A 20926-nucleotide genomic window follows, 5' to 3' on the forward strand; every position below is an offset into this window, starting at 1 on the left:
CGGCGATTCACCATCCTTAATCGAGATCGCACAGCCCGGGGCACAACGTGCGTTGCTTTGCACCTGTAGAGTGTCGTGGCCTGGGGGTGCGTCAAAGTGTTATCGGCGCTTGCCGTATGCACCAGATGTGGGGGCAAATGCTGAACTTTCAAGCACGATTTAACGGATGGTCGGCCTACGCATCCGCCCTCGACTGGCATACACTGCGCGGCCGTTTTTCAACCGGAACCCGATAGACATGAAAAACCCATCCCCAGCCCGTGCCTGCGGTATCGACTTCGGCACGTCCAACTCCACCGTCGGCTGGATCCGCCCCGGCATGGAAACGCTTATCGCGCTGGAGGACGACAAGATCACCCTGCCGTCGGTGGTGTTCTTCAACTTCGAGGAGCGCCGCCCGGTCTACGGTCGCCTGGCCCTGCACGAATACCTGGAAAACTACGAAGGCCGGCTGATGCGCTCGCTCAAGAGCCTGCTGGGTTCCAAGTTGATCAAGCACGACACCAGCGTATTGGGCACGGCGATGCCGTTCACCGACCTGCTGGCGCTGTTTATCGGCCAACTCAAGAGCCGCGCCGAAGCCACCGCCGGCCGCGAGTTCGAAGAAGTGGTACTGGGCCGCCCGGTGTTCTTCGTCGATGACGACCCGATGGCCGACCAGGAAGCCGAAAACACCTTGGTCGACGTGGCGCGCAAGATCGGTTTCAAGGACATCTCGTTCCAATACGAACCGATTGCCGCCGCGTTCGACTACGAGTCCACCATCGAGAAAGAAGAGCTGGTACTGATCGTCGACATCGGCGGTGGTACGTCCGACTTCTCGCTGGTGCGTCTGTCCCCGGACCGCCGCCACAACGACAACCGCCAGGACGACATCCTCGCCACCGGCGGCGTGCACATCGGCGGGACCGACTTCGACAAGCAACTGTCCCTGGCCGGCATGATGCCGCTGTTCGGCTACGGCAGCCGCATGAAAAGCGGCGCCTACATGCCCACCAGCCACCACATGAACCTGGCGACCTGGCACACCATCAACTCGGTGTACTCGCAGAAATCCCAGCTGGCCCTGGGCAGCATGCGCTACGACATCGAAGACACCGGCGGCATCGACCGCCTGTTCAAGCTGATCGAACAGCGCGCCGGGCACTGGCTGGCCATGGAAGTGGAAGAGACCAAGATCCAACTCACCCATGACGACAGCCGCCACGTCCTGCTGGACCGGGTTGAGCCGGGGTTGAGCGTGGACCTGAGCCGCGCACTGTTCGAGTCGGCCATCGACGGCTTGCTGGAGCGCGTGCGCAACAGCGTGACGCAGTTGCTCACCGATGCCTCGGTGTCGGTGGCCCAGGTGGACACGGTGTTCTTTACCGGTGGTTCAAGCGGTATTCCAGCACTGCGCCACAGCATCTCGGCAATGCTGCCGAATGCCCGGCATGTGGAAGGGAATATCTTCGGCAGTATCGGCAGCGGTTTGGCGATTGAAGCCAGCAAGCGCTACGGCTGCTGAATCTCACCTGAAATACCGTGGTGACTTCATCGGGGGCTTGCCCCCGATGGGGCCCGCCCAGGCAACACACGCCTTAAACCATCCCGCCGAGCTTCAGCTCACTCTTCAGATACGCATAGTAAATCGGCCCCGCCACCACCCCCGGCAAACCAAACGCGGCTTCAAACACCAGCATCGCCAGAAGCAATTCCCACGACTTGGCACTGATCTGCCCGCCGACGATGCGCGCGTTGAGGAAGTACTCGACCTTGTGGATCACGATCAAATACCCCAGCGCCGCCACCGCCACCCAGATCGACAGCGACAGCGCGACGATGGTGATCAGGGTGTTGGACATCAGGTTGCCGATCACTGGCAACAGGCCGAGCAGGAAGGTCAGCACGATCAGGGTTTTGGTCAGCGGCAGGTGAATGCCGCACAACGGCAATACCACGGCGAGGAACACGGCGGTAAAGACGGTGTTGAGCGCGGCGATCTTGATCTGTGCAAAAACGATGTTGCGAAACGCCTGGACCAGCAGGTGCAGGCGGTCGAACAGCGCGGCGGCCAAAGGCTTGCGCTTGGTCAGGTCGGGCACGCGCTGCAGGGCGATGATCGCGCCAAGCACCATGCCGATCAGTAGGGTGACGAACATGTGGGCGGCGTCTTTGCCGACCAGTTGCAGTTCGCTCAGGTGCTTGCTCAGCCAGTCGCCGATGGCCACGCGGAATTCGGCGGCGCTGGCGGGCAGGTAGGCATCGAGGAACGGCGGCAACTGGCCGCGCGCCCGGTCGACCACACCCATGAACTTGTCGAGGGAGGCCCCGGGGTTTTCCGCTTCGTGGAGCAGGAAGCTGATGGCACCGGCGAAGATCAGGGTCAGCACGCTGACGATCAGGGTGCCGAGCAAGGCCACCGCCAACCAGCGCGCGCGGCGCCCTTCGATCAACCGTTGCAGTTGGGGGGTGAGCATGTTGACCAGTTCATAGACCAACAGGCCGGCCAACAGGCTGGGCAGCAATTTCAGCGGCAATACCAGCAGCAACCCGCCGAAAATGATGATGTAGCTGGCCAGCAACAACACATGACGCTGAGAAAACGTTGGCATACAGCCTCAAAACGAACGGCATTAAAGGATGTGTGGGAGCGAGCTTGCTCGCGAAGGTCGCCAACGATAACGCGTTTATTCTGAATAAACGCGGGGTAATTGTGTTCTTCGCGAGCAAGCTCGCTCCTACAGGTGGGCTGTGTGCGAGTGTCGCAGCCTTCTAGGGCCCGGGGCTATCAATTCTTCAGGCAGGTGCTCATGAACGTCTTGCGCGCATCGCCGGTCAGCGCCTTGGTTTTCGCCGACGCATTGCAATCCTTCATCTTCTGCTGCTGCGGCGTGAGCGTCTTCGCATCATTGGCCGCCGGAGCCGACAGGCAGGTTTTCATGAATGCCTTGCGCTCGTCGCCCTTGAGCGTCTTGGTGGTGGCTTCGGCATTGCAGGTGGTCATCTTGTTTTGCTGCGCGGTGGCGGCAAAGCCTTGGGAACAGAGCAGCAGGCCTAACATCATCAACGGAACACGCAACATCTTCATGAAGTTTTCTCCCTGTTACCGCGCCGAGGAGCGCAGCCTTCCGAGAGTGTAGCCAAATCCTGTTACACATTCCCGCGAAGAGAGGATAATCCCCGCTCATTCCTCTGTACGGCGATGTCATGCAATACGCGTATCCCTTGCTGGCCATTTTTATCTGGGCCGGCAACACCGTGGTCAACAAACTGGCCGTGGGTTCGATTTTCCCCGCTGAAATCGGCTTTTACCGCTGGTTGCTGGCAGCACTGCTGTTTACACCGTTCATGCTCAAACCGGTCATCGCCAACTGGCCGCTGATCCGCCCGAACCTGGGCAAGATCTGCATCCTCGGCGTGCTGGGCATGGCGGTGTACCAGAGCCTGGCGTACTACGCCGCTTCGCTGACCAGCGCCACCAACATGGGCATCATCCTGTCGTTGATGCCGTTGATGGCCCTGACGGCGGCCATCATCAGCCTGGGCCAGCGCCTGACGTTTGGTGCGCTGACGGGTGCGGTGCTGTCGTTCGCCGGGGTTGTGGTGGTGGTGTCGGCCGGCAGCCTCGGCGCGTTGCTGCAGCACGGCGTGAACCTGGGCGACGCAATGATGCTGGTCGCGACCCTGGCGTATGCGGTCTACAGCACCCTGCTGAAAAAATGGCAACTGCGCTTGCCGCCGCTGGTGCTTCTGTATTTACAGGTGCTGGTGGCAGTGGTGGTGCTGTTTCCGCTGTTTCTGTTTTCGGCAAAAGCCGGCCTGGGCTGGGCGAATATTCCACTGGTGCTTTATGCGTGCTTGCTGGCTTCGATGCTCGCGCCGCTGGCGTGGATGCATTCGGTGAAGACCCTGGGACCAAGCCGCACAACGCTGTTTTTCAACCTGCTGCCGTTGATCACCGCGTTGATTGCCGCCGTGGTGTTGAAGGAAGAGTTGGCGCTGTATCACCTGGTGGGGGGCTTGCTGACCTTGGGCGGGGTGATTTTGTCCGAGCGCTGGACCACACCGGTGCGCCGCCAGGCTTAAACCCCGGCGGCCTTCAGGCGCTGGGCATGCTCGACGAACAACCGGATCGGCTCGGCGCCCTTGCCTACCAGGCCCATGGACTGGTTGACGATATCGAAGTGGTCCAGGGCGTAGTCATCGCCGATCACCCGCCCCAGGTGCGAGCTGCAGCGCCCGACCATGCCGTCGCACTGGCCCTTCTCGCGCACGAAGCTGCGGGCGAACACTCGGCAACTGCGATTCGTCCCGTCCAGCAGGTTGCGCCCGCGATCGGTCTTGCCCGGTTGCAAGGTGCCGGACCATGAGTAGTAGCGCACGCCATTGACCACCTCCGCCCCGTGCCCGCCCCAGGTGTGCGGCAGCCCTTGGGGATACTCGCGGTTGAACAGCGCCACGCCTGCACTGGTCAGGGAGTGGTGGGACGCCTGCAAGTCCGCCTTGAAGCGCGGGCCGCGATAGCCGGTTTCCAGCAGGCTCATCACCGCTGCAACCAGATGAAACAGCGCGCTCATGAGCCGCCCCTTCACGCTGTCGGCCGGATAATGCGCGTGGATATGGTCCGCCAGTTCCGAGCCGTGATTGGGCCCGGCCACCGACGTCACCGATGCTACCCACTCCGGGCGCATGGCCGCCGCATAACGGGCGGTCAGCGCGCCCTGGCTATGGCCGATCAGGTTGACCTTGTCGGCGCCGGTCTCAAGGCGAATCCGCTCGATCTGCGCCAGCAACTGCTCGCCACGCACCTCGCTGGAATCCAGCGGCGCCACCTGGATGGGAAACACCTGCGCCCCACCCGCCCGCAGTGCCGGGACAATGCCGTACCAGTAAGGGAAGAACCCCAGGCGCACGAACCCCAGCATGCCAGGCACCAGCACCAAGGGGTAACGCGTGGCTAACAACTGCGACATGTAGCGAACGCCCTGGATCAAGAAAGGATGATGGCAGGCTAGCGCAACTCCAGCGACGCGCTGATGACACGCCGGGCAAATCCAATAAAACTTTTTGCTGCGCCCGTGACTCACAACTGGGAGCGATCACGCCGACAGAGCGTGGCGTAAAACCGGATTAGCCCCAGGAGATTGAGATGACTGAAGCAAACTTGACTGACGTTGCGACCCTGCGCAGCCGCGCCCGCCAAAACGTCGAAAACGGTGCCGTGACCGAGGGCTATGACGCCGACCGCGAAGAGATTATCCGCCTGCTCAACGGCTCCCTGGCCACTGAGCTGGTGTGTGTGCTGCGCTACAAGCGCCACTACTTCATGGCCAGCGGCGTTAAAGCTGCCGTCGCCGCGCAGGAGTTCCTCGAACACGCCACCCAGGAAGCCGAGCACGCCGACAAACTCGCCGAACGCATCGTGCAGTTAGGCGGCGAGCCGGAGTTCAACCCGGACCTGCTGTCGAAAAACTCCCACGCCCAATACGTGGCCGGTAACAGCTTGAAGGAAATGGTCTACGAAGACCTGGTGGCCGAGCGGATCGCGGTGGACAGCTACCGTGAAATCATCCAGTACATCGGCGATAAGGATCCAACCACGCGTCGTCTGTTTGAAGAGATCCTGGCTCAGGAAGAAGAGCATGCGGACGATATGGCGGATATTCTCGAAAGCCTGTAAGCCGCGCAATTCAAAAAAATGTGGGAGGGGGCTTGCTCCCGATGACGGAGTGTCAGCCACCGGATGCAGTGGCTGAAACGACGCATCGGGGGCAAGCCCCCTCCCACATTTGGGTTTGTGTTCTGTCCGCTAGCCTTTCACCGTCTTCGGTGCCTTGCCCTCCTTCATCTGCTGCAACAACGGTGCACACTGGTTCGGCGCATCGGCGCTTGGTGCCACCAGCGCCAACAGACCCGCTGCCGGGCCGGCGATCACACCCAGAGCCACCATACCCGCGCCACGCAGGGCCAGGGGGATGGCTTTTACACCCGCATTGGGCTTGATGAACGGGCCGTTGACGTACAACGGCGAACGCAGGGAAAACAGGCGGAAGCCCTTGGACTCGGGGGTGACGGTCAGGTCGAGCTGTTCGGTGGCCATGTTGGCGGTGCCATCGATATAGATGATCGCGTTCTCGGTATCGAACACAAACAACCGTGTGGTTGCCAGGCCGGTCTTGATCCCGAAGTCCGCCGCCGCGCAGTTGATCTTCACTTCCTTGTCGCCAAACAGGCGGCCCACCACATAGTTGCCCACGTTTAGCCCGGCAATTTCCATCAGGCCACGGCTGATGGCGCCGTCGTTGATCAGCATCTTCAGGTCACCGTTGGAGGTGCCCAACAGCGCCGCGACGGAGTTACCGCGCCCGGAAATATCGGCATCACCGTTGAGTTCACCAAAGCTGGTTTTCATCGGTTCGAAGGTCGGGAACAACTGCTTGAGCTTGAAGTTGCGCGCAGTGAATTTGGCGCGGCCTTCCATCGGCGTGGTGCGGCCGTTCAAGCGGATCTGCGCATCCAGCTTGCCGCCGGCGACGCCGAATCGCAGCGGCTCCAGGCTCAGTTCCCCATCGTTGAGTACCAGGTGAGTGTACAGGTCGTTGAAGGGCAATTCGGCACTGTGCACGATGCGTTTGCCGGTGAATTCCACATCGGCATCCATGTCGCGCCAGCGCTCGGTGCGGAACTCCTCCACCGGCAGCACTTTGGTCGCCGGTTGTTTGCTCATCCCGCCACGCGCTTTTTGCTTGGCGTTGGAGTCGGCACCGATCAGGGGGGCAAGGTCGGTCATCAGCAATTGGTTGGACACCAACGCACCGCTGAGCTTGGGACGTGGCTGGCTGGCGACATAGGCGAGGTTGCCGTGAATATCGCTGTTGCCGATCTTGCCGTTGAAGTTTTCGTAGCTGAATGACGCGCCGCTGGCCTCGTGCAACTTGGCGATCAAGTGGCCGTCAGTGGAGTAGGCCGGTGAATCCGGCAAGGTGACGCCGGTCAGCGGGTAGAGGTTACCCAGGCTGCTGCCGGACAGTTTCAGGCGCAGGTCCAGGGCGCCGAGGTTCAACGGGTCGGTCAAGGTGCCTGCCAGCGCGATGCTGGTATCGGCAATCTTGACCTGGGCTTGCAGCGGAAACGGCTTGGCCGCGTCCTGCAAGGCCAGCAGGCCACCGATCTTGCCGCTGCCGTCGAGCTTCTGCCCGTGGTACTGGCCTTTGACCTTGAGGGCGAACGCATAGTCCTGGGGCGCGGAGCCTTTTTCCAAGGCCTTCCTGGCATCGGCGTCACCGACGATTTCGCCGAACGGGATCGGCTTGCCCAGGGGGTCGATGATCACGTCCAACTGAGTCTTGAGGGTCTGGTCGTCGAGGGTCACGTGGCCCTTGTCGAAACCAATGGCGCCGATGTCCACCACCCAGTTGGAAGGTTCGGCGTCGGGGTCCTTGGGATCGAACTTGAACATCCAGTTGGCGCGCCCATCGGCCAGGCGCTGCAACTCGGCACTGGGCTCGGTGAGGTCGATACGCGGGATCACCACGCGCTGCACCAGCAACGCCAGCGGCGAAATACGCAACTCGACCTTTTTCAGCGTGACCATCTGCGGTTTTTTCGACCAGTCGGGGTTGCCCAGGGTCAGGTCCTCGGCAATCACATGGGGCCACGGCACCCAGGCGCGCCAGCCGCCTTCATCGGGCTCACGTGCCCACACCACCGCCAGGTTGCCGTTAATGGCAAACGAACGATGCAGCTCTTCGGAGACTTTGGCATTGAGCGGGGGCTTGATGCGGTTCCAGTCGAAGAACACCAGGACCAGCACCACCACAGCGATTAACACAACGAAGCTGGCGCAGCTCCAAGTGACGATTTTACGAGTGCGCGTCATTGCACAGGACTCCTGAATACGACTGGCCGGGTTACAGCCATTAAGACAGCTTATAAAACTACGACTGGCAAACCGACCGGGGGTTTAACCCGATCACCGATTTAACCGCAAAAAGCCATTTACCTGACCAACCAGACACATTCTGGCCATCAACGACGCACCATTGTTACCCAGGTTCGTGTCGAAAATACCCACCACGGTGCAAAACCGCGTGCTTGAGAGGCTTGTTCTAGAGCCTCCGCCGGGAACAATCAATTCTGTTGATTATTACCATTGCGTTTATGAACTTTTATATCGACTTATCGAGAGTAGCATTAGCCCCGTACCCACTTTATCGCCCTCCCAAGGAGCAACCCATCATGAAACGCCAAGTACTCGCTACCGTCCTGTTATCCATCCTGGCTTCCAGCGCATTTGCGCTGCCTGCCGCCGAACAGGTTACCCCACAAGTCAAAGCCGACGCCGTTCACTTCAACCAGACCCTGGCCCGCAGCGGTTCGCAAGAAGACGAGAACCGTGACTACGCCAAAGGCGCTGTTGCTGAAAACGGTTCGGAACAAGCCAACAAACGCGCCTACACCGAAGGCCTGACCGAAAACGGCCGTAACCGCCTGGAACAGAAAGGTTTGGTTGAAGGTGGCGCGGAACAAGCCAACGAACGTGGCTACACTGAAGGTGTCGCCGAAGGTGGTGCTGATCGCCTGCAAGAACTGCATCAAGCTCAGAGCTGACCCCGTGGTGGCCCACAAAAAAGCCCGATCTACCGACCGGGCTTTTGACTTTTTGTAGAGCCTGTCACGCAACCTCCTCATCTATCCCCCGCCAAGTTCGACGTCAACGAAGCTGTTTTGCTAGAGTGCGTCGCTGTACTCGCCGACAAAGCCCGCCTGCCCATGCTGCCCCGCGCCGAACAGAAGCAACAGACCCGCCTCGCCCTGATGGACGCTGCCCGCCATCTGATGGAGTGTGGTCGTGGGTTTGGCAGCCTGAGCCTGCGTGAAGTGGCCAAAACCGCAGGCATTGTCCCCACCGGTTTCTATCGCCACTTTGCCGATATGGACCAGCTTGGACTTGTATTGGTGAGTGAGGTGGGCCAGACCTTTCGCGCCACCATTCGCCTGGTGCGCCACAACGAATTCGTGATGGGCGGCATTATCGATGCCTCAGTGCGGATTTTTCTCGATGTGGTCTCGGCCAACCGCTCGCAATTCCTGTTCCTGGCCCGTGAGCAATACGGCGGTTGCCTGGCGGTGCGCCAAGCCATCGGAGCCCTGCGTGAAGACATCACCCGCGACCTGGCGGCAGACCTGACGCTGATGCCCAAACTGCAGCACCTGGATGCCGAAGGTTTGCACGTGATGGCGGACCTGATCGTCAAGAGCGTGTTTGCCACCCTCCCCGACATCATCGACCCGCCTGCCCAGGCGTTGCCTGCCCACCTCACGCCCCAGGCGAAAATCACCCAGCAACTGCGCTTTATCTTTATCGGCCTCAAGCACTGGCAAGGCCTGGGCAGCACCGAATAAGCCGTCAACCCGCCGTGTGAAAACGCTTGGCGGTGGTGTAGTGCTTGTTCCAATAGCTGTTGCTCAGTGAATCGATGCGGATGCTTTTGCCGGTGCGCGGTGAATGAATGAATTTACCCTCGCCGATATACAGGCCGACATGGCTGACCTGGCCGCGCCCATTGCCTTTGAAAAACACCGCATCCCCTGGCTTTAAAGCCGTGCGTTGGATGGTCGGGGCCGTTGATCGGTGCATCGCCACCGTGGTGCGCGGTATCTGGATATTGGCTTGGGTCTTGAACAGGTAAACCAGGAAGCTGCTGCAATCGAACCCCTGCTCTGCTGAAGAACCACCCCACTTGTAGGGGGTGCCCAGCAGTTGGTGGGCGCGGTCGATCACATCATTGATAGGGGCCTCCTTAACCGAAACGGTGAAGGTTGAACGTGGCTGCAAATTGGCCGAGGCCGATGAAATGGCCAAAGACAGGCTGACAATAACCAAGCAAAAAAATGACTTGAACATGATGAACGTCGCAGTGGATTAAACACGGCGCATAGCCTAAAGACACGGCACGTAATGTTTTGAACGCCGATTCCTGATCACGCGTAGGACAAATCCGAAAACGCCCGAGACCAGTGCGCACAACAGCAAATCGCACCATTTTGGCCCACTCAAAAACCCTTCCCACGCCCCGTTTAGTAGCACCGTCTTGCCTGCCTACAGGCAATTCCTACGCTTGACCGGGTTGGCAAGCCCCTTGCTCTAGCACTTCCATCGCTCATAGCTGGAAGCTTCCTGATGCTGGTGATCCACCGCCGAATCGCCCCCCAAGCCCTCTGGGCCGCTGAGCTGCTGCTGAATTTCGAAGCACGCAGCAAGAGCCGCCTGCGCTGTTTCAGTGCCGACGGCGAAGACGTCGGCCTGTTTCTGGAGCGCGGCCAGCCGCCGTTGCACGATGGCGAATTCCTACAAGCCGAAGACGGACGTGTCGTACGCGTGTGCGCCCGCCCTGAACACCTGCTGCACGTCACCTGCAGCAACGCCTTTGAACTGACCCGCGCCGCCTACCACCTCGGCAACCGCCATGTGGCCTTGCAAGTGGGGGATGGCTGGTTGCGTCTGCTCGATGACTACGTGCTCAAGGCCATGCTTGAGCAACTGGGCGCCCACACCGAAACCATCGAAGCGCCATTCCAACCGGAACACGGCGCCTACGGCGGTGGCCACCATCACTCCCGTCGTGGCGATGAAGATTTCAACTACCCGCCCAAGCTGCATCAGTTCGGCGTGCGTCTATGAACCCAGCCTGGGCGCTGTTGCGTCTGGCCAGTCCGCAATTGCCGATTGGCGGCTACAGCTATTCCCAAGGTTTGGAAATGGCCGTGGAGAACGGCCGCGTCAACGATGCCGCCAGTGCTCGCCGCTGGATCAGCGACCAATTGCTGCTCAACCTTGCGCGCTTCGAAGCCCCGTTGTTGCTCGCCCACTGTCGCGCCGCCGCAGAGCAGGACTGGCCAGCGTTGGCACAGCTGTGCGAAGCGCATCAAGCCAGCCGCGAAACCCGGGAGCTGTATCAGGAAAGTCGGCAGATGGGTTATTCCCTGCAGCAGTTGCTCAATGGCCTGCCGGAACTGGACAGCGACGCCCGCAGCTTCCTGGAGCAACGCAGCGAACCGCACTTGGCCTTGGGCTGGGCACTGGCCGCGCGCGCCTGGACGATCAGCGCCGACGACGCCCTCGCCGCCTGGCTCTGGAGCTGGCTGGAAAACCAATTGGCCGTGCTGATGAAAACCCTGCCCCTGGGCCAACAAGCCGCGCAACGCCTCACCAGCGAGCTGCTGCCCCTGCTGCAACAAGCCCAGCAGGACGCCGCCTGCATCGACCCCCACCATTTCGGCAGCGCCGCCTTCGGCCTGTCCCTGGCGAGCATGGCCCACGAGCGCCAGTACAGCCGCCTGTTCCGTTCCTAGGGCTTTAAATTTTGGGCCTTTTATTTTGGAGAATCAGATGAACACACAACCCCTGCGCGTTGGCATCGGCGGCCCGGTCGGCTCCGGCAAGACCGCCCTGACCCTGGCCCTGTGCCTCGCGCTGCGCGATCGCTACAACCTGGCGGTGGTCACCAACGACATCTACACCCGCGAAGACGCCGACTTCCTGGTGCGCAACCAGGCCCTGGCGCCGGAGCGCATCATCGGCGTGGAAACCGGCGGCTGCCCACACACGGCGATTCGCGAGGACGCCTCGATCAATCTGGAAGCGGTGGACCAACTCAACCGTCGCTTTCCCGGCCTGGACCTGATCCTGGTGGAATCCGGTGGCGACAATCTGTCGGCCACCTTCAGCCCGGAGCTGTCGGACCTGACCATCTATGTGATCGATGTGTCCGCCGGCGACAAGCTGCCGCGCAAAGGCGGGCCGGGTATCTGCAAATCCGACCTGCTGGTGATCAACAAGATCGACCTGGCGCCGCTGGTCGGCGCCTCGCTGGAGCTGATGAACAGCGACACCCAGCGCATGCGCAACGGCAAGCCTTTCGTGTTCAGCAACCAGAAAACCGGGGTAGGCCTGGAAGAAATCGTCGCCTTTATCGAACGCCAAGGCCTGCTGACCGCCGCCTGATCAACCCATAAGGAACCTGTTTATGAACCTCAACAAACTCCTCGCAGCCGCCGCCCTGCTGCTCACGCCCGCCCTGGCCTTCGCTCATCCTGGCCACGGCGACAACGGCCTGGTGGCCGGTATCAGCCACCCGCTGGGCGGCCTCGACCACCTGCTGGCCATGGTTGCGGTGGGTCTGTGGGCGGCTCAGCAAAAAGGTGCCGCGCGCTGGGCCCTGCCGTGCACCTTTGTCGGCACCATGCTGATCGGCGGCATCCTCGGTTTTGAAGGTCTGCAATTGCCCGCGCTGGAAAGCGGGATTGCCGCCTCGGTGCTGGCCCTGGGCCTGGCGGTGGCACTGGCGGTGCGTCCGCCGTTGTTCATGGCCATGGGTGCGACGGCGTTGTTTGCGCTGTTCCATGGTGTGGCCCATGGCTTGGAGTTGCCGGAGATGTCGAGCCCTTGGGCGTATGCCGCAGGGTTTGTCGGCGCCACCGCTGCACTGCACGCTGCCGGGTATGCGCTGGTGCGCTGGCTGCCGGCTGCGGCGGCACCGTTGGTGCGGATTGCCGGAGCGGCTTCGGCGGCGACTGGGGTGTGGTTGCTCGCCAGCTAACAGTCGCAAGCTACAAGCTGCAAGTAAACGCCGAACCGCTCTTACTTGCAGCTTGCCGCTCACAACTTAACGCTGCCCCTCTGCTACCATGCGCGCCTACACCCCTGCCGTGACGACGCCAGCCGATGCCCATCGCTCCAAGCTCCGCCCCTCAGCCTTCATTGAATGCCGTGCTCACGCACTTCCACACCCTGATCGTGCCGCTCTGGCAGGGCCCGGGCTGGAATGCCGAATTGGCGTTGCCCTATGAGGCGCTGGACGCCGATCACCGCCCACTGCCCCCGCAACGCTATCGCGCCATGGCCTGCGCGCGGCAGTTGTACCTGTTTGCCAGCCTGATCGGCGAGCCAGGCGCGGCCTTCGCTGAAGCGCGCGCGGCCGTGCTGTTCCGCTCCCTGCAACGGCATTTCCACGATGCGGAACACGGCGGCTGGTTCTACAGCATCGACCCCGCCGGCCAGCCGCTGGACAAGCGCAAAGACCTCTACACCCACGCCTTCATCATCTTTGCCTGCGCCCATTACTGGGCCAAGGTGCGTGAGCCGCTGGTGGAATCGGTGCTCAACGCCGCCCTGGAAGTAGTCGCCCAGCGCTTCGCCACCGAGGATGGCCTGTACGAGGCGGTGCTGGAACGCAACTGGTCGTCCCTCCAGTCCGGCCCGCTGCAAAACCCGTTGATGCACCTGGCCGAAGCGTTCCTCGCTACCCTCGCGGTGCGCGAGGATGCCCCTGTGCAAGCAGCCCTGCTGGCCTTGGCGACGGCCATGCAGCAGCGTTTCATCGACCGCCAGCACGGCGTGATGATGGAAAAACCGCTGGGCGCTGTGGATAACTGGTTTGAGCCGGGGCACCAGTTCGAGTGGTTCTTTTTGCTCGAATCCTCGCCCGTGCTGCGCGGCACGCCGCTGCATGCGTCACTGACGCGGGCGTTTGCCTACGCAGAGCACAAGGGTGTGGATAACGCGTCCGGAGCGGTCAGCGGCATGTTGGCACTCGACGGCAGCGTGCGCGACGGCACCCAGCGTATCTGGGCCCAGGCGGAATACCTGCGGGCATTGACCTTGCGGCCTGGCAGTGAGGCGGTGCTGCAGCGCCAATTGCTCGCGCTGCAACAGCATTTCCTGCATGAAAAAGGCTGGCATGAATGCCTGGATGCCAAGGGTGCGGTGAGCCGGCGGGATATGCCTTCTACCACCCCCTATCATTTGGCAACCTGCTACCAGGGGCTGATCCAGCATCTTGGGTGACCTGCAGGGCCTCATCGGGAGCAAGCCCCCTCCCACATTTGACCGTATTCACAAATTTGAATGTGTGAACACGACCCAATGTGGGAGGGGCGGTGCGACGATTCGACTTGCTCCCGATGGCAGCAACTCGGTCTAAGGCCTTACTTGGCCCCACGCTCAATCGCAAACCCAGCCCAGGTCTGGCTCACCGGCATCAGTTCCAGGCGGTTGATGTTGACGTGTGCCGGGGTGTTCAGCACCCAGAAGATGGTGTCGGCGATGTCCTGCGGCTGGATCGGCTCGGCACCGGCGTAGGTGGCGTCGTAGCGCGCCTGGTCACCGCCGAAGCGCACCAGGGAGAACTCGCTTTCGCACAGGCCCGGCTCGATGTTGGTCACACGTACGCCGGTGCCTTGCAGGTCGCAGCGCAGGTTCAGGGAGAACTGCTTCACGAACGCTTTGGAACCGCCATACACATGGCTGCCCGGGTACGGGTAGCTGCCGGCAATGGAGCCCAGGTTGATGATCCCGGCGCCACGGCCGTGAGCGATCAGGCGCGGCAGCAGCAGGCTGGTGGTGGTCAGCAGGCCTTTGATGTTGGTGTCGACCATGGTTTCCCAATCGTCGAGGTCGCACTTGGGCGCAGGGTCGGTGCCCACGGCCAGGCCGGCGTTGTTGATCAGCCCGCGCAAGGTGGCGAACGATGGCGGCAGGTTGGCGATCGCGTCTTCCATGCCTTTGCGATCCCGTACGTCCACTACCAGGCCATGCACTTCGGTTTGCTTGGAAAGCTCTTCGACCAGGGCATTCAAACGCTCGGCACGACGACCGGTGAGCACCAGTTTCCAGCCGGCTTCGGCAAACCGACGGGCGCAGGCTTCGCCGAAACCTGAAGTAGCGCCAGTAATAAACAGCGTGTTGGACATGGTGTTCTCCTTGCGGGCATCGGAAAAAAATCAGCCAGCAGAATGCCCTTACGCTGCGGTTGCGGCAACCGCTATGCGCATAACTTCACGCACGCCTGGTCATTTTTTAACCACTACGAGCAACGCCATATAAACCGTGGCTTGCAGCCATATGCGCGCAGGTTATCCACAGCTGCGCCCACAGTCTTTGGGGGCAAGTGCAAAACGCTTCAGGCCGCTGTGTACAAGGCTTTCAGGCAGTTTTAGAAAGTTTTTTGCTTGACCTGGACACAGGCGTATGTAGGCCTATGGGCAGCGGGGGAAAACGAACGATGGCTCCAGGCCAGTCATTCCGGCCTCTGCGGCCGTCTTTCCAGAGTTTAATCACAGACTTATCCACAGGCTGACGGGACATATTTCAGTCATATACCTGTGTCTTTAAACAGGTTGACAAACCCCTCGATCGGCCGCGAAAAAGCCACTGATCAAAAAACAACCACACAGCTGAAAGCCACGGTTTTAAAGGCGTTCAGCCAGCTACTCCCACGTTACCCACAGCCGGTTCCACAGTGGATGGGGACAAGTCAAAACTGTGACAAAACAGGGATTTGCGGCGGCTATATGTCGCGCTTTGGAGGGGGGCTGGATTTGTTTTCCACAATTTGGGATCGGCCTTGTGGATCACACAAAACAAATGTGGGAGGGGGCTTGCCCCGATAGCGATTTGTCAGTCAGTACTTCTGAAACTGACACTTCGCCATCGGGGGCAAGTCGAATCGTCGCACCGCCCCTCCCACAGGGGTACTGCGTCGTTACTTAGATCAGTGGCCGCCGAGGTAGGCGTTGCGCACTTCCTCGTTCACCAGCAATTCCTTGCCGGTACCCGTCAGGCGAATCTCACCGTTGACCATCACATACGCCCGGTCCGACAACCGCAGCGCGTGGTTGGCGTTCTGCTCCACCAGGAAGATGGTCATCCCGGTGGAGGCCAGCTCGCGCAGGGTGGAAAAGATCTGCTTCACCACAATCGGCGCCAGGCCCAGGCTCGGTTCGTCCAGCAGCAACAGCTTGGGTCGGCTCATCAGCGCGCGGGCGATAGCGAGCATTTGCTGCTCGCCGCCGGACATGGTCATGGCCCGCTGGTTACGCCGTTCCTTGAGCCGTGGGAACAGCTCAAACATGCGTTGCATGTCTTCCTGGGCGAACTTGTCGCCAATCGGGATGGTACCCATCAGCAGGTTTTCCTCGACGGTCATGTCGGGGAACACCCGCCGCCCTTCCGGCGACTGCGCAATGCCGTTGGAAGCAATGTAGTGGGACGACTTGTGGGTAATGTCGACGCCGTTGTAGATGATCTGCCCCGACTCGGCCCGTGGCTGGCCGAAGATCGACATCAGCAGCGTGGATTTACCCGCGCCGTTGGAGCCGATCAAGCTGACGGTTTCGCCTTCGTTGATGTGCAGCGAGACTTTTTTCAGGGCCTGGATCGGGCCGTAGAACACGTCCAGGTCCTTCATTTCGAGGATAGGTGCACTCATACCAGCTCCTCTTCGTCTGCGCCCAGGTAGGCGGCAATCACTTTGGGGTCGTTGCGGATCGCTTCCGGCCCGCCTTCGGCGATTACGTTGCCGTGGTCCAGCACCACAATGTGGTCGGAAATACTCATCACCATGCCCATGTCGTGTTCGATCAGCACCACCGTAAGGTCATGTTCGTCGCGCAACAGGCGAATCATCGCGCTGAGGGCTTCGGTTTCCTGGGGGTTGAGGCCCGCTGCGGGCTCGTCCAGGCAGATGATCTGCGGCCGGGTGCACATGGCGCGGGCGATTTCCAGGCGGCGCTGCTGGCCGTAGGAAAGCTCACCGGCCAGGCGGTTGGCGCAGTCCACCAGGTCCACCACTTCGAGCCAGTAGAACGCGTGGTCGAGGGCATCGCTTTCGGCCTTGCGGTAGCCCTTGGTGTTGAGGATGCCCGCGAGCATGTTGCGGTTGACCCACATGTGCTGGGCCACCAGCAGGTTTTCCAGCACCGACATTTCCTTGAACAGGCGAATGTTCTGGAAGGTCCGCGCCAGGCCGGCGCGGTTAACCAGGTGGGTGCCACCGAACATCTTGTAGTACACCCGGCTGAAGAAGCTTTTCGGCGATACGAAGTCGACCGCCTTGAAGCGCTCGCCGAGCAGCTGGATCACATTGGTCTGCTTGCCACGGATGTTCAGTTCGATCTTGCCGCCGCTGGCTTTGTAGAAGCCGGTGAGGCAGTTGAACACGGTGGTCTTGCCCGCGCCGTTGGGGCCGATCAGGGCGAAGATCGAGTTGCGTTCAACCTTGAGGCTCACATCGCTCAAGGCCTTGATGCCACCGAAGTGCATCATCAGGTGTTCCACGCAGAGGACGACTTCCTTACTCATGGCGCCACTCCTTTACGTGGGGTCACACCGGTACGGCTGATCCGGATCAGGCCGCGCGGTCGCCAGATCATCATCACCACCATCAACACGCCAAACAGCAGCACGCGGTATTCGCTGAAGCTGCGCAGCAGTTCAGGGGCGACGGTCAATACGAACGCCGCGATCACCACGCCGACCGTCGAGCCCATGCCGCCCAACACCACGATGGCCAGGATCAGCGCCGATTCGAAGAAGGTGAACGACGACGGGTTGACGAAGCCCTGGTAACTGGCAAAGAACACCCCGGCCAAACCGGCCGTGGACGCGCCAATGGTGAAGGCCGAGAGCTTGACCAGCACGTGGTTCAGGCCCATGGAGCGGCAGGCGATCTCATCTTCGCGCAAGGCTTCCCAGGCGCGGCCGACCGGCATGCGGGTCAGGCGGTGCTTGATGTACAGCACGGCCAGCACCACCAGGAACAGCACGATGTAGATGAACACGAACTTGATGGTGGGGTTGTAATCGATGCCGAAGAACTCGTGGAACGGAATCCCGCCCTCCTTTGCCCTGCGCCCGAACTCCAGGCCCAGGAAGGTCGGCGAAGGCACCGGCATACCGTTCGGGCCGCCGGTGAACGACAGCCAGTTGTTGAGGACCAGGCGAATGATTTCACCGAAGCCCAGGGTCACGATGGCCAGGTAGTCACCATGCATTCGCAACACCGGGAAGCCGAGTATGCACCCCGCCAGCGCCGCCGCGATGGCTGCCAGCGGCAACACGCTCCAGAAGCCCAGGCCGAGGTATTGATAACCCAGCGCCAGGCCGTAGGCACCGATGGCGTAGAACGCCACGTAACCCAGGTCGAGCAGCCCGGCCAGGCCGACCACGATGTTCAGGCCCAGGCCCAGCAACACGTAGATCAGCCCGAGGATCACCACGGTCAGCAGGTACTTGTTGGCGAAGATCGGGAACACGATGGCGATCACGATCAGCGCCGGGATGATCCAGCGCAGCCGCGACTTGTAGTCCGGTGGCAGTACATGAACGCCGGAGCCGCTCCTTTCGAAGCCTTGCAGAACCTTCAGGCCCTTGGGGGTTTGCAGGAACAGGCTGAGGGCAAAGCGCCCGGCCATCACGATGGCGACCAACGTGGCCACGCGCGCAGGTTCCAGGTTGAAGCTGTAGCCGTCGAGGACCACGCCGACGATCGGACCGAACACGATCAGCGAAATAAGGCCGGCGAGGACCGTATCGACCACACTTTTCTTGATATCGATGGGTTTGGCAGCAGACATGTTTACACCTTCGCCACAAGTGGGCGACCAAGCAGGCCCTGAGGACGGAAAATCAGAATCACCACCAGCAGGGAGAAACTGAACACGTCTTTGTAGTCAGAGTTGATCAACCCTGAGAACAACGACTCGGAAATACCCAGGATGATCCCGCCCAGCATCGCCCCTGGCAGGGAGCCGATGCCGCCGAGTACCGCTGCGGTAAACGCCTTGATGCCGATGATGAAGCCGGCATAGAAGTCGAACGTGCCGTAATTGAGGGTGATCAGCACGCCGGCCAGGGCCGCCATGGCAGCACCGATGACAAATACGTAGGAAATGACGCGGTCGGTGTTGATCCCCAGGATCGAAGCCATCTTGCGGTCTTGCTGGGTAGCGCGGCACATGCGGCCGAGCTTGGTGTACTTGATGATGTAGGTGAGCAAGGCCATGCCGGCGAATGCCGCGACCAGGATGAACACTTTGGTGTACGTAAGCTGCACGAAGCCTGTGCCGATATCGACACGCCAGGCCCCGGCCAGCAGGGTTGGAATACCTTGTTGCTTGGCGCCCTGGGCGATCTGCGCGTAGTTCTGCAGGATCAGGGAAATCCCGATGGCGCTGATCAGCGGAGCCAGTCGGGTGGAGTTGCGCAGCGGTTTGTAGGCGACCCGTTCGATTACCCAACCGTACACGCCGGTGACGACTACGGTGAAGATCAGGGTGCCGAGAATGAGCAGCGGGAAGGATTCGATGCCGAAGTAAGCCAGCAGTGCCAGACTGATCGCCGCGAGGTAAGCGGAAATCATATAAACCTCGCCGTGGGCGAAGTTGATCATGCCAATGATGCCATAGACCATTGTGTAGCCGATGGCGATCAGGCCATAGACCGACCCGAGGGTCAGGCCGTTGACCAGTTGCTGCAGGAAAATACCATCCATAACGCAATCTCACGCGGTGAGCACCTGCACACCAGTCGGTGTGCGGCGCTTCTGGAGGAAAAGACAGATCTCAATAACAACACTGTCCCAATGCGGGAGGGGGCTCGCCCCCGATAGCGGCGTGTCAGTCAACAATTGTTCATCTGACCCACCGCATCGGGAGCAAGCCCCCTCCCACATGGATTACTTCTGCTTTTCCAGCTGGTGGTATTTGCCGTCTTTATCCCACTGGTAAACCACGTAGTCGGAGACTTTCAGGTCGCCCTTCGCGTCCCAGGTCTTCTCGCCCATCACGGTTTTGACCGGGTGCGCTTTCAGCCATTTGGCCGCGTCTTCGCCCTTGTTGGACTTGGCGCCATTGAAGCCGGCGGCCAGGGCCTGCAGCGAAGCGTAGGCGTACAGGGTGTAGCCCTCAGGCTCGTAGCCAGCCTTGCGGAACTCTTCCACGACGGCCTTGCTGTCAGGCAGCAGGCGCGGGTCGGCACCAAAGGTCATGTAGACGCCATCGACGTATTGCGCGCCGCCAGCGGTGGCCACCAGTTCATCGGTCACCACGCCGTCATCGGACATGAACTTGACGTCTTTCAGGCCCGCTTCACGAATCTGGCGAACCAATGGACCGGCTTCCGGGTGCAGGCCACCGAAGTACACGACGTCGGCGCCCAGGGAGCGGATTTTGGTGACCAGGGCACTGAAGTCTTTCTCGCCACGGGTCAGGCCTTCTTCCAGCACTGGCTTGACGCCGCGCTTGGTCAACTGGGCAGCGGTGGCGTCGGCCAGGCCTTTGCCGTAGGTGTCCTTGTCGTTGATGACGGCGACTTTCTTGCCCTTGAGCACATCGACGATGTAGTCGCCGGCGACGATGCCTTGCTGGTCGTCACGGCCGCACATACGGAACATGGCGCCCAGGCCGCGCTCGGTGACCTGTGGGTTGGTAGAGCCTGGGGTGATCGCAATGATGCCCGCTTCGTCGTAGACCTCGGAGGCCGGGATGGTGTTCGACGAGCAGAAGTGCCCGACCACGCCAATCACTTTGTCCTGGTCCGCCAGGCGGTTGGCCACGGCCACGGCCTGTTTCGGCTCACAGGCATCGTCGCCTGCCACCAGCACAACTTTCTCGCCGTTGATGCCGCCGGCCTTGTTGATCACCTCGGCTGCCGCCTGGGCACCCTTCATGTACTGCTCACCGAACGACGCGTTGGCGCCGGTCATCGGCCCCGCAACGCCAATCTTCACATCAGCTTGAACAAACGTAGAAACACCCAGCGCCGCTGCAACGGCGAGGGCCAGAAAACCTTTCTTGTAAAACGTCTGGGACATGAGTGGTGCTCCGATATTTTTGATTTTTGGCACTACAACTTGCGTTCAAACTTTTCACTGAAAGCCCAGAGCAAGCCTCGTGCCATTACGTTTTTATTCTTCAAAAAGACACGGTGTCATTGTTATTACAGGCCTTTCGGCTCCGCTCGCCAGGACGTGCAACCCTCTGGCATCAATAGGTGCAACCCATTGACCGAAAAAGTACAACCGTGACGGGTCGCACCTGCAACCAAAGCAATAAACGACAGTTCCTACAGCTGTAACAGGCTGCGTAACGGAACTGCACATTT

Annotated in this window: 21 protein-coding genes; 10 read left to right on the top strand and 11 right to left on the bottom strand. The window is 60.8% G+C overall.

Annotated features, from left to right (window positions below; all coding sequences use genetic code 11):
• Positions 1–238: 238 nt before the first annotated feature.
• Entirely contained in the window at positions 239–1507 is a 1269-nt protein-coding gene (locus tag FBY10_RS08570) for an Hsp70 family protein (protein WP_131696737.1), read from the top strand.
• Positions 1508–1580: 73 nt separating this feature from the next.
• Here FBY10_RS08570 and FBY10_RS08575 read toward each other — a convergent pair whose 3' ends face one another.
• The gene (locus FBY10_RS08575; RefSeq protein WP_131696738.1) at positions 1581–2594 is read right to left on the bottom strand and encodes an AI-2E family transporter; all 1014 of its coding nucleotides are present in this window, start codon (positions 2592–2594) and stop codon (positions 1581–1583) included.
• A gap of 176 nt (positions 2595–2770) precedes the next feature.
• On the bottom strand, positions 2771–3070 hold the full coding sequence (locus FBY10_RS08580; RefSeq protein WP_131696739.1) for a PsiF family protein: 300 nt from the start codon (positions 3068–3070) through the stop codon (positions 2771–2773).
• Between the two features lie 119 nt (positions 3071–3189).
• Between FBY10_RS08580 and FBY10_RS08585 the strand changes: the two genes are divergently transcribed.
• Positions 3190–4068 (top strand): DMT family transporter, encoded by an 879-nt coding sequence (locus tag FBY10_RS08585; protein WP_131696740.1) that lies wholly within the window; start codon positions 3190–3192, stop codon positions 4066–4068.
• On the opposite strand, the gene FBY10_RS08590 is transcribed toward FBY10_RS08585, so the two are convergent.
• Positions 4065–4955 carry a triacylglycerol lipase gene (locus FBY10_RS08590; RefSeq protein WP_131696741.1) on the bottom strand — a complete coding sequence of 297 codons (891 nt, stop codon included), beginning with the start codon at positions 4953–4955 and terminating at the stop codon, positions 4065–4067. The two genes, FBY10_RS08585 and FBY10_RS08590, sit on opposite strands and share 4 nt — an antisense overlap.
• Before the next feature lie 176 nt (positions 4956–5131).
• On the opposite strand from FBY10_RS08590, the gene FBY10_RS08595 reads away from it, so the two are divergent.
• Positions 5132–5662 (top strand): bacterioferritin, encoded by a 531-nt coding sequence (locus FBY10_RS08595; RefSeq protein WP_027607715.1) that lies wholly within the window; start codon positions 5132–5134, stop codon positions 5660–5662.
• Positions 5663–5791: 129 nt separating this feature from the next.
• Here FBY10_RS08595 and FBY10_RS08600 read toward each other — a convergent pair whose 3' ends face one another.
• On the bottom strand, positions 5792–7861 hold the full coding sequence (locus tag FBY10_RS08600; RefSeq protein ID WP_145336039.1) for an AsmA family protein: 2070 nt from the start codon (positions 7859–7861) through the stop codon (positions 5792–5794).
• 359 nt (positions 7862–8220) lie between these two features.
• Between FBY10_RS08600 and FBY10_RS08605 the strand changes: the two genes are divergently transcribed.
• A complete protein-coding gene (locus FBY10_RS08605) occupies positions 8221–8592 on the top strand; it encodes a hypothetical protein (protein ID WP_145336037.1) in 372 nt (123 codons plus the stop codon).
• Positions 8593–8754: 162 nt separating this feature from the next.
• Complete coding sequence (locus FBY10_RS08610) at positions 8755–9387, top strand: TetR family transcriptional regulator (protein WP_065900186.1); 633 nt, start codon at positions 8755–8757, stop codon at positions 9385–9387.
• A gap of 4 nt (positions 9388–9391) precedes the next feature.
• Here the strand turns inward: FBY10_RS08610 and FBY10_RS08615 are convergent, their stop codons facing one another.
• Complete coding sequence (locus FBY10_RS08615) at positions 9392–9889, bottom strand: C40 family peptidase (RefSeq protein WP_145336035.1); 498 nt, start codon at positions 9887–9889, stop codon at positions 9392–9394.
• Between the two features lie 276 nt (positions 9890–10165).
• Here FBY10_RS08615 and ureE point away from each other — a divergent pair, with 276 nt between their 5' ends.
• The 5 genes from ureE to FBY10_RS08640 all read left to right on the top strand — a co-directional run bounded on the left by ureE (position 10166) and on the right by FBY10_RS08640 (position 13831).
• Positions 10166–10666 carry an urease accessory protein UreE gene (gene ureE, locus FBY10_RS08620; RefSeq protein WP_145336033.1) on the top strand — a complete coding sequence of 167 codons (501 nt, stop codon included), beginning with the start codon at positions 10166–10168 and terminating at the stop codon, positions 10664–10666.
• Positions 10663–11337: an urease accessory protein UreF gene (locus tag FBY10_RS08625; RefSeq protein WP_145336031.1), complete on the top strand. Its 675-nt coding sequence runs from the start codon at positions 10663–10665 to the stop codon at positions 11335–11337. Before ureE ends, FBY10_RS08625 begins: the two co-directional genes overlap by 4 nt.
• 37 nt (positions 11338–11374) lie before the next feature.
• Positions 11375–11989 (top strand): urease accessory protein UreG, encoded by a 615-nt coding sequence (ureG, locus tag FBY10_RS08630; RefSeq protein ID WP_012721947.1) that lies wholly within the window; start codon positions 11375–11377, stop codon positions 11987–11989.
• A gap of 22 nt (positions 11990–12011) precedes the next feature.
• The gene (locus tag FBY10_RS08635; protein WP_131696746.1) at positions 12012–12584 is read left to right on the top strand and encodes a HupE/UreJ family protein; all 573 of its coding nucleotides are present in this window, start codon (positions 12012–12014) and stop codon (positions 12582–12584) included.
• Positions 12585–12709: 125 nt separating this feature from the next.
• Positions 12710–13831: an AGE family epimerase/isomerase gene (locus tag FBY10_RS08640; RefSeq protein WP_131696747.1), complete on the top strand. Its 1122-nt coding sequence runs from the start codon at positions 12710–12712 to the stop codon at positions 13829–13831.
• A 140-nt stretch (positions 13832–13971) separates the two neighbouring features.
• Here FBY10_RS08640 and FBY10_RS08645 read toward each other — a convergent pair whose 3' ends face one another.
• The 6 genes from FBY10_RS08645 to FBY10_RS08675 all read right to left on the bottom strand — a co-directional run bounded on the left by FBY10_RS08645 (position 13972) and on the right by FBY10_RS08675 (position 20636).
• Entirely contained in the window at positions 13972–14736 is a 765-nt protein-coding gene (locus tag FBY10_RS08645) for an SDR family oxidoreductase (protein ID WP_053134501.1), read from the bottom strand.
• An 800-nt stretch (positions 14737–15536) separates the two neighbouring features.
• On the bottom strand, positions 15537–16253 hold the full coding sequence (locus FBY10_RS08655) for an ABC transporter ATP-binding protein (RefSeq protein ID WP_025857339.1): 717 nt from the start codon (positions 16251–16253) through the stop codon (positions 15537–15539).
• Entirely contained in the window at positions 16250–17125 is an 876-nt protein-coding gene (locus FBY10_RS08660; RefSeq protein ID WP_131696748.1) for an ABC transporter ATP-binding protein, read from the bottom strand. The genes FBY10_RS08655 and FBY10_RS08660 overlap by 4 nt, the downstream gene beginning before the upstream one ends.
• The gene (livM, locus tag FBY10_RS08665; protein ID WP_145336029.1) at positions 17122–18399 is read right to left on the bottom strand and encodes a high-affinity branched-chain amino acid ABC transporter permease LivM; all 1278 of its coding nucleotides are present in this window, start codon (positions 18397–18399) and stop codon (positions 17122–17124) included. Before livM ends, FBY10_RS08660 begins: the two co-directional genes overlap by 4 nt.
• Positions 18400–18401: 2 nt before the next feature.
• Entirely contained in the window at positions 18402–19316 is a 915-nt protein-coding gene (locus FBY10_RS08670) for a branched-chain amino acid ABC transporter permease (protein WP_003188099.1), read from the bottom strand.
• Positions 19317–19499: 183 nt separating this feature from the next.
• Complete coding sequence (locus FBY10_RS08675; RefSeq protein WP_027607701.1) at positions 19500–20636, bottom strand: branched-chain amino acid ABC transporter substrate-binding protein; 1137 nt, start codon at positions 20634–20636, stop codon at positions 19500–19502.
• Positions 20637–20926: the final 290 nt, after the last annotated feature.

Origin of the sequence: Pseudomonas sp. SJZ103, assembly GCF_007828335.1 — a bacterium.
Classification (GTDB): Bacteria; Pseudomonadota; Gammaproteobacteria; order Pseudomonadales; family Pseudomonadaceae; genus Aquipseudomonas.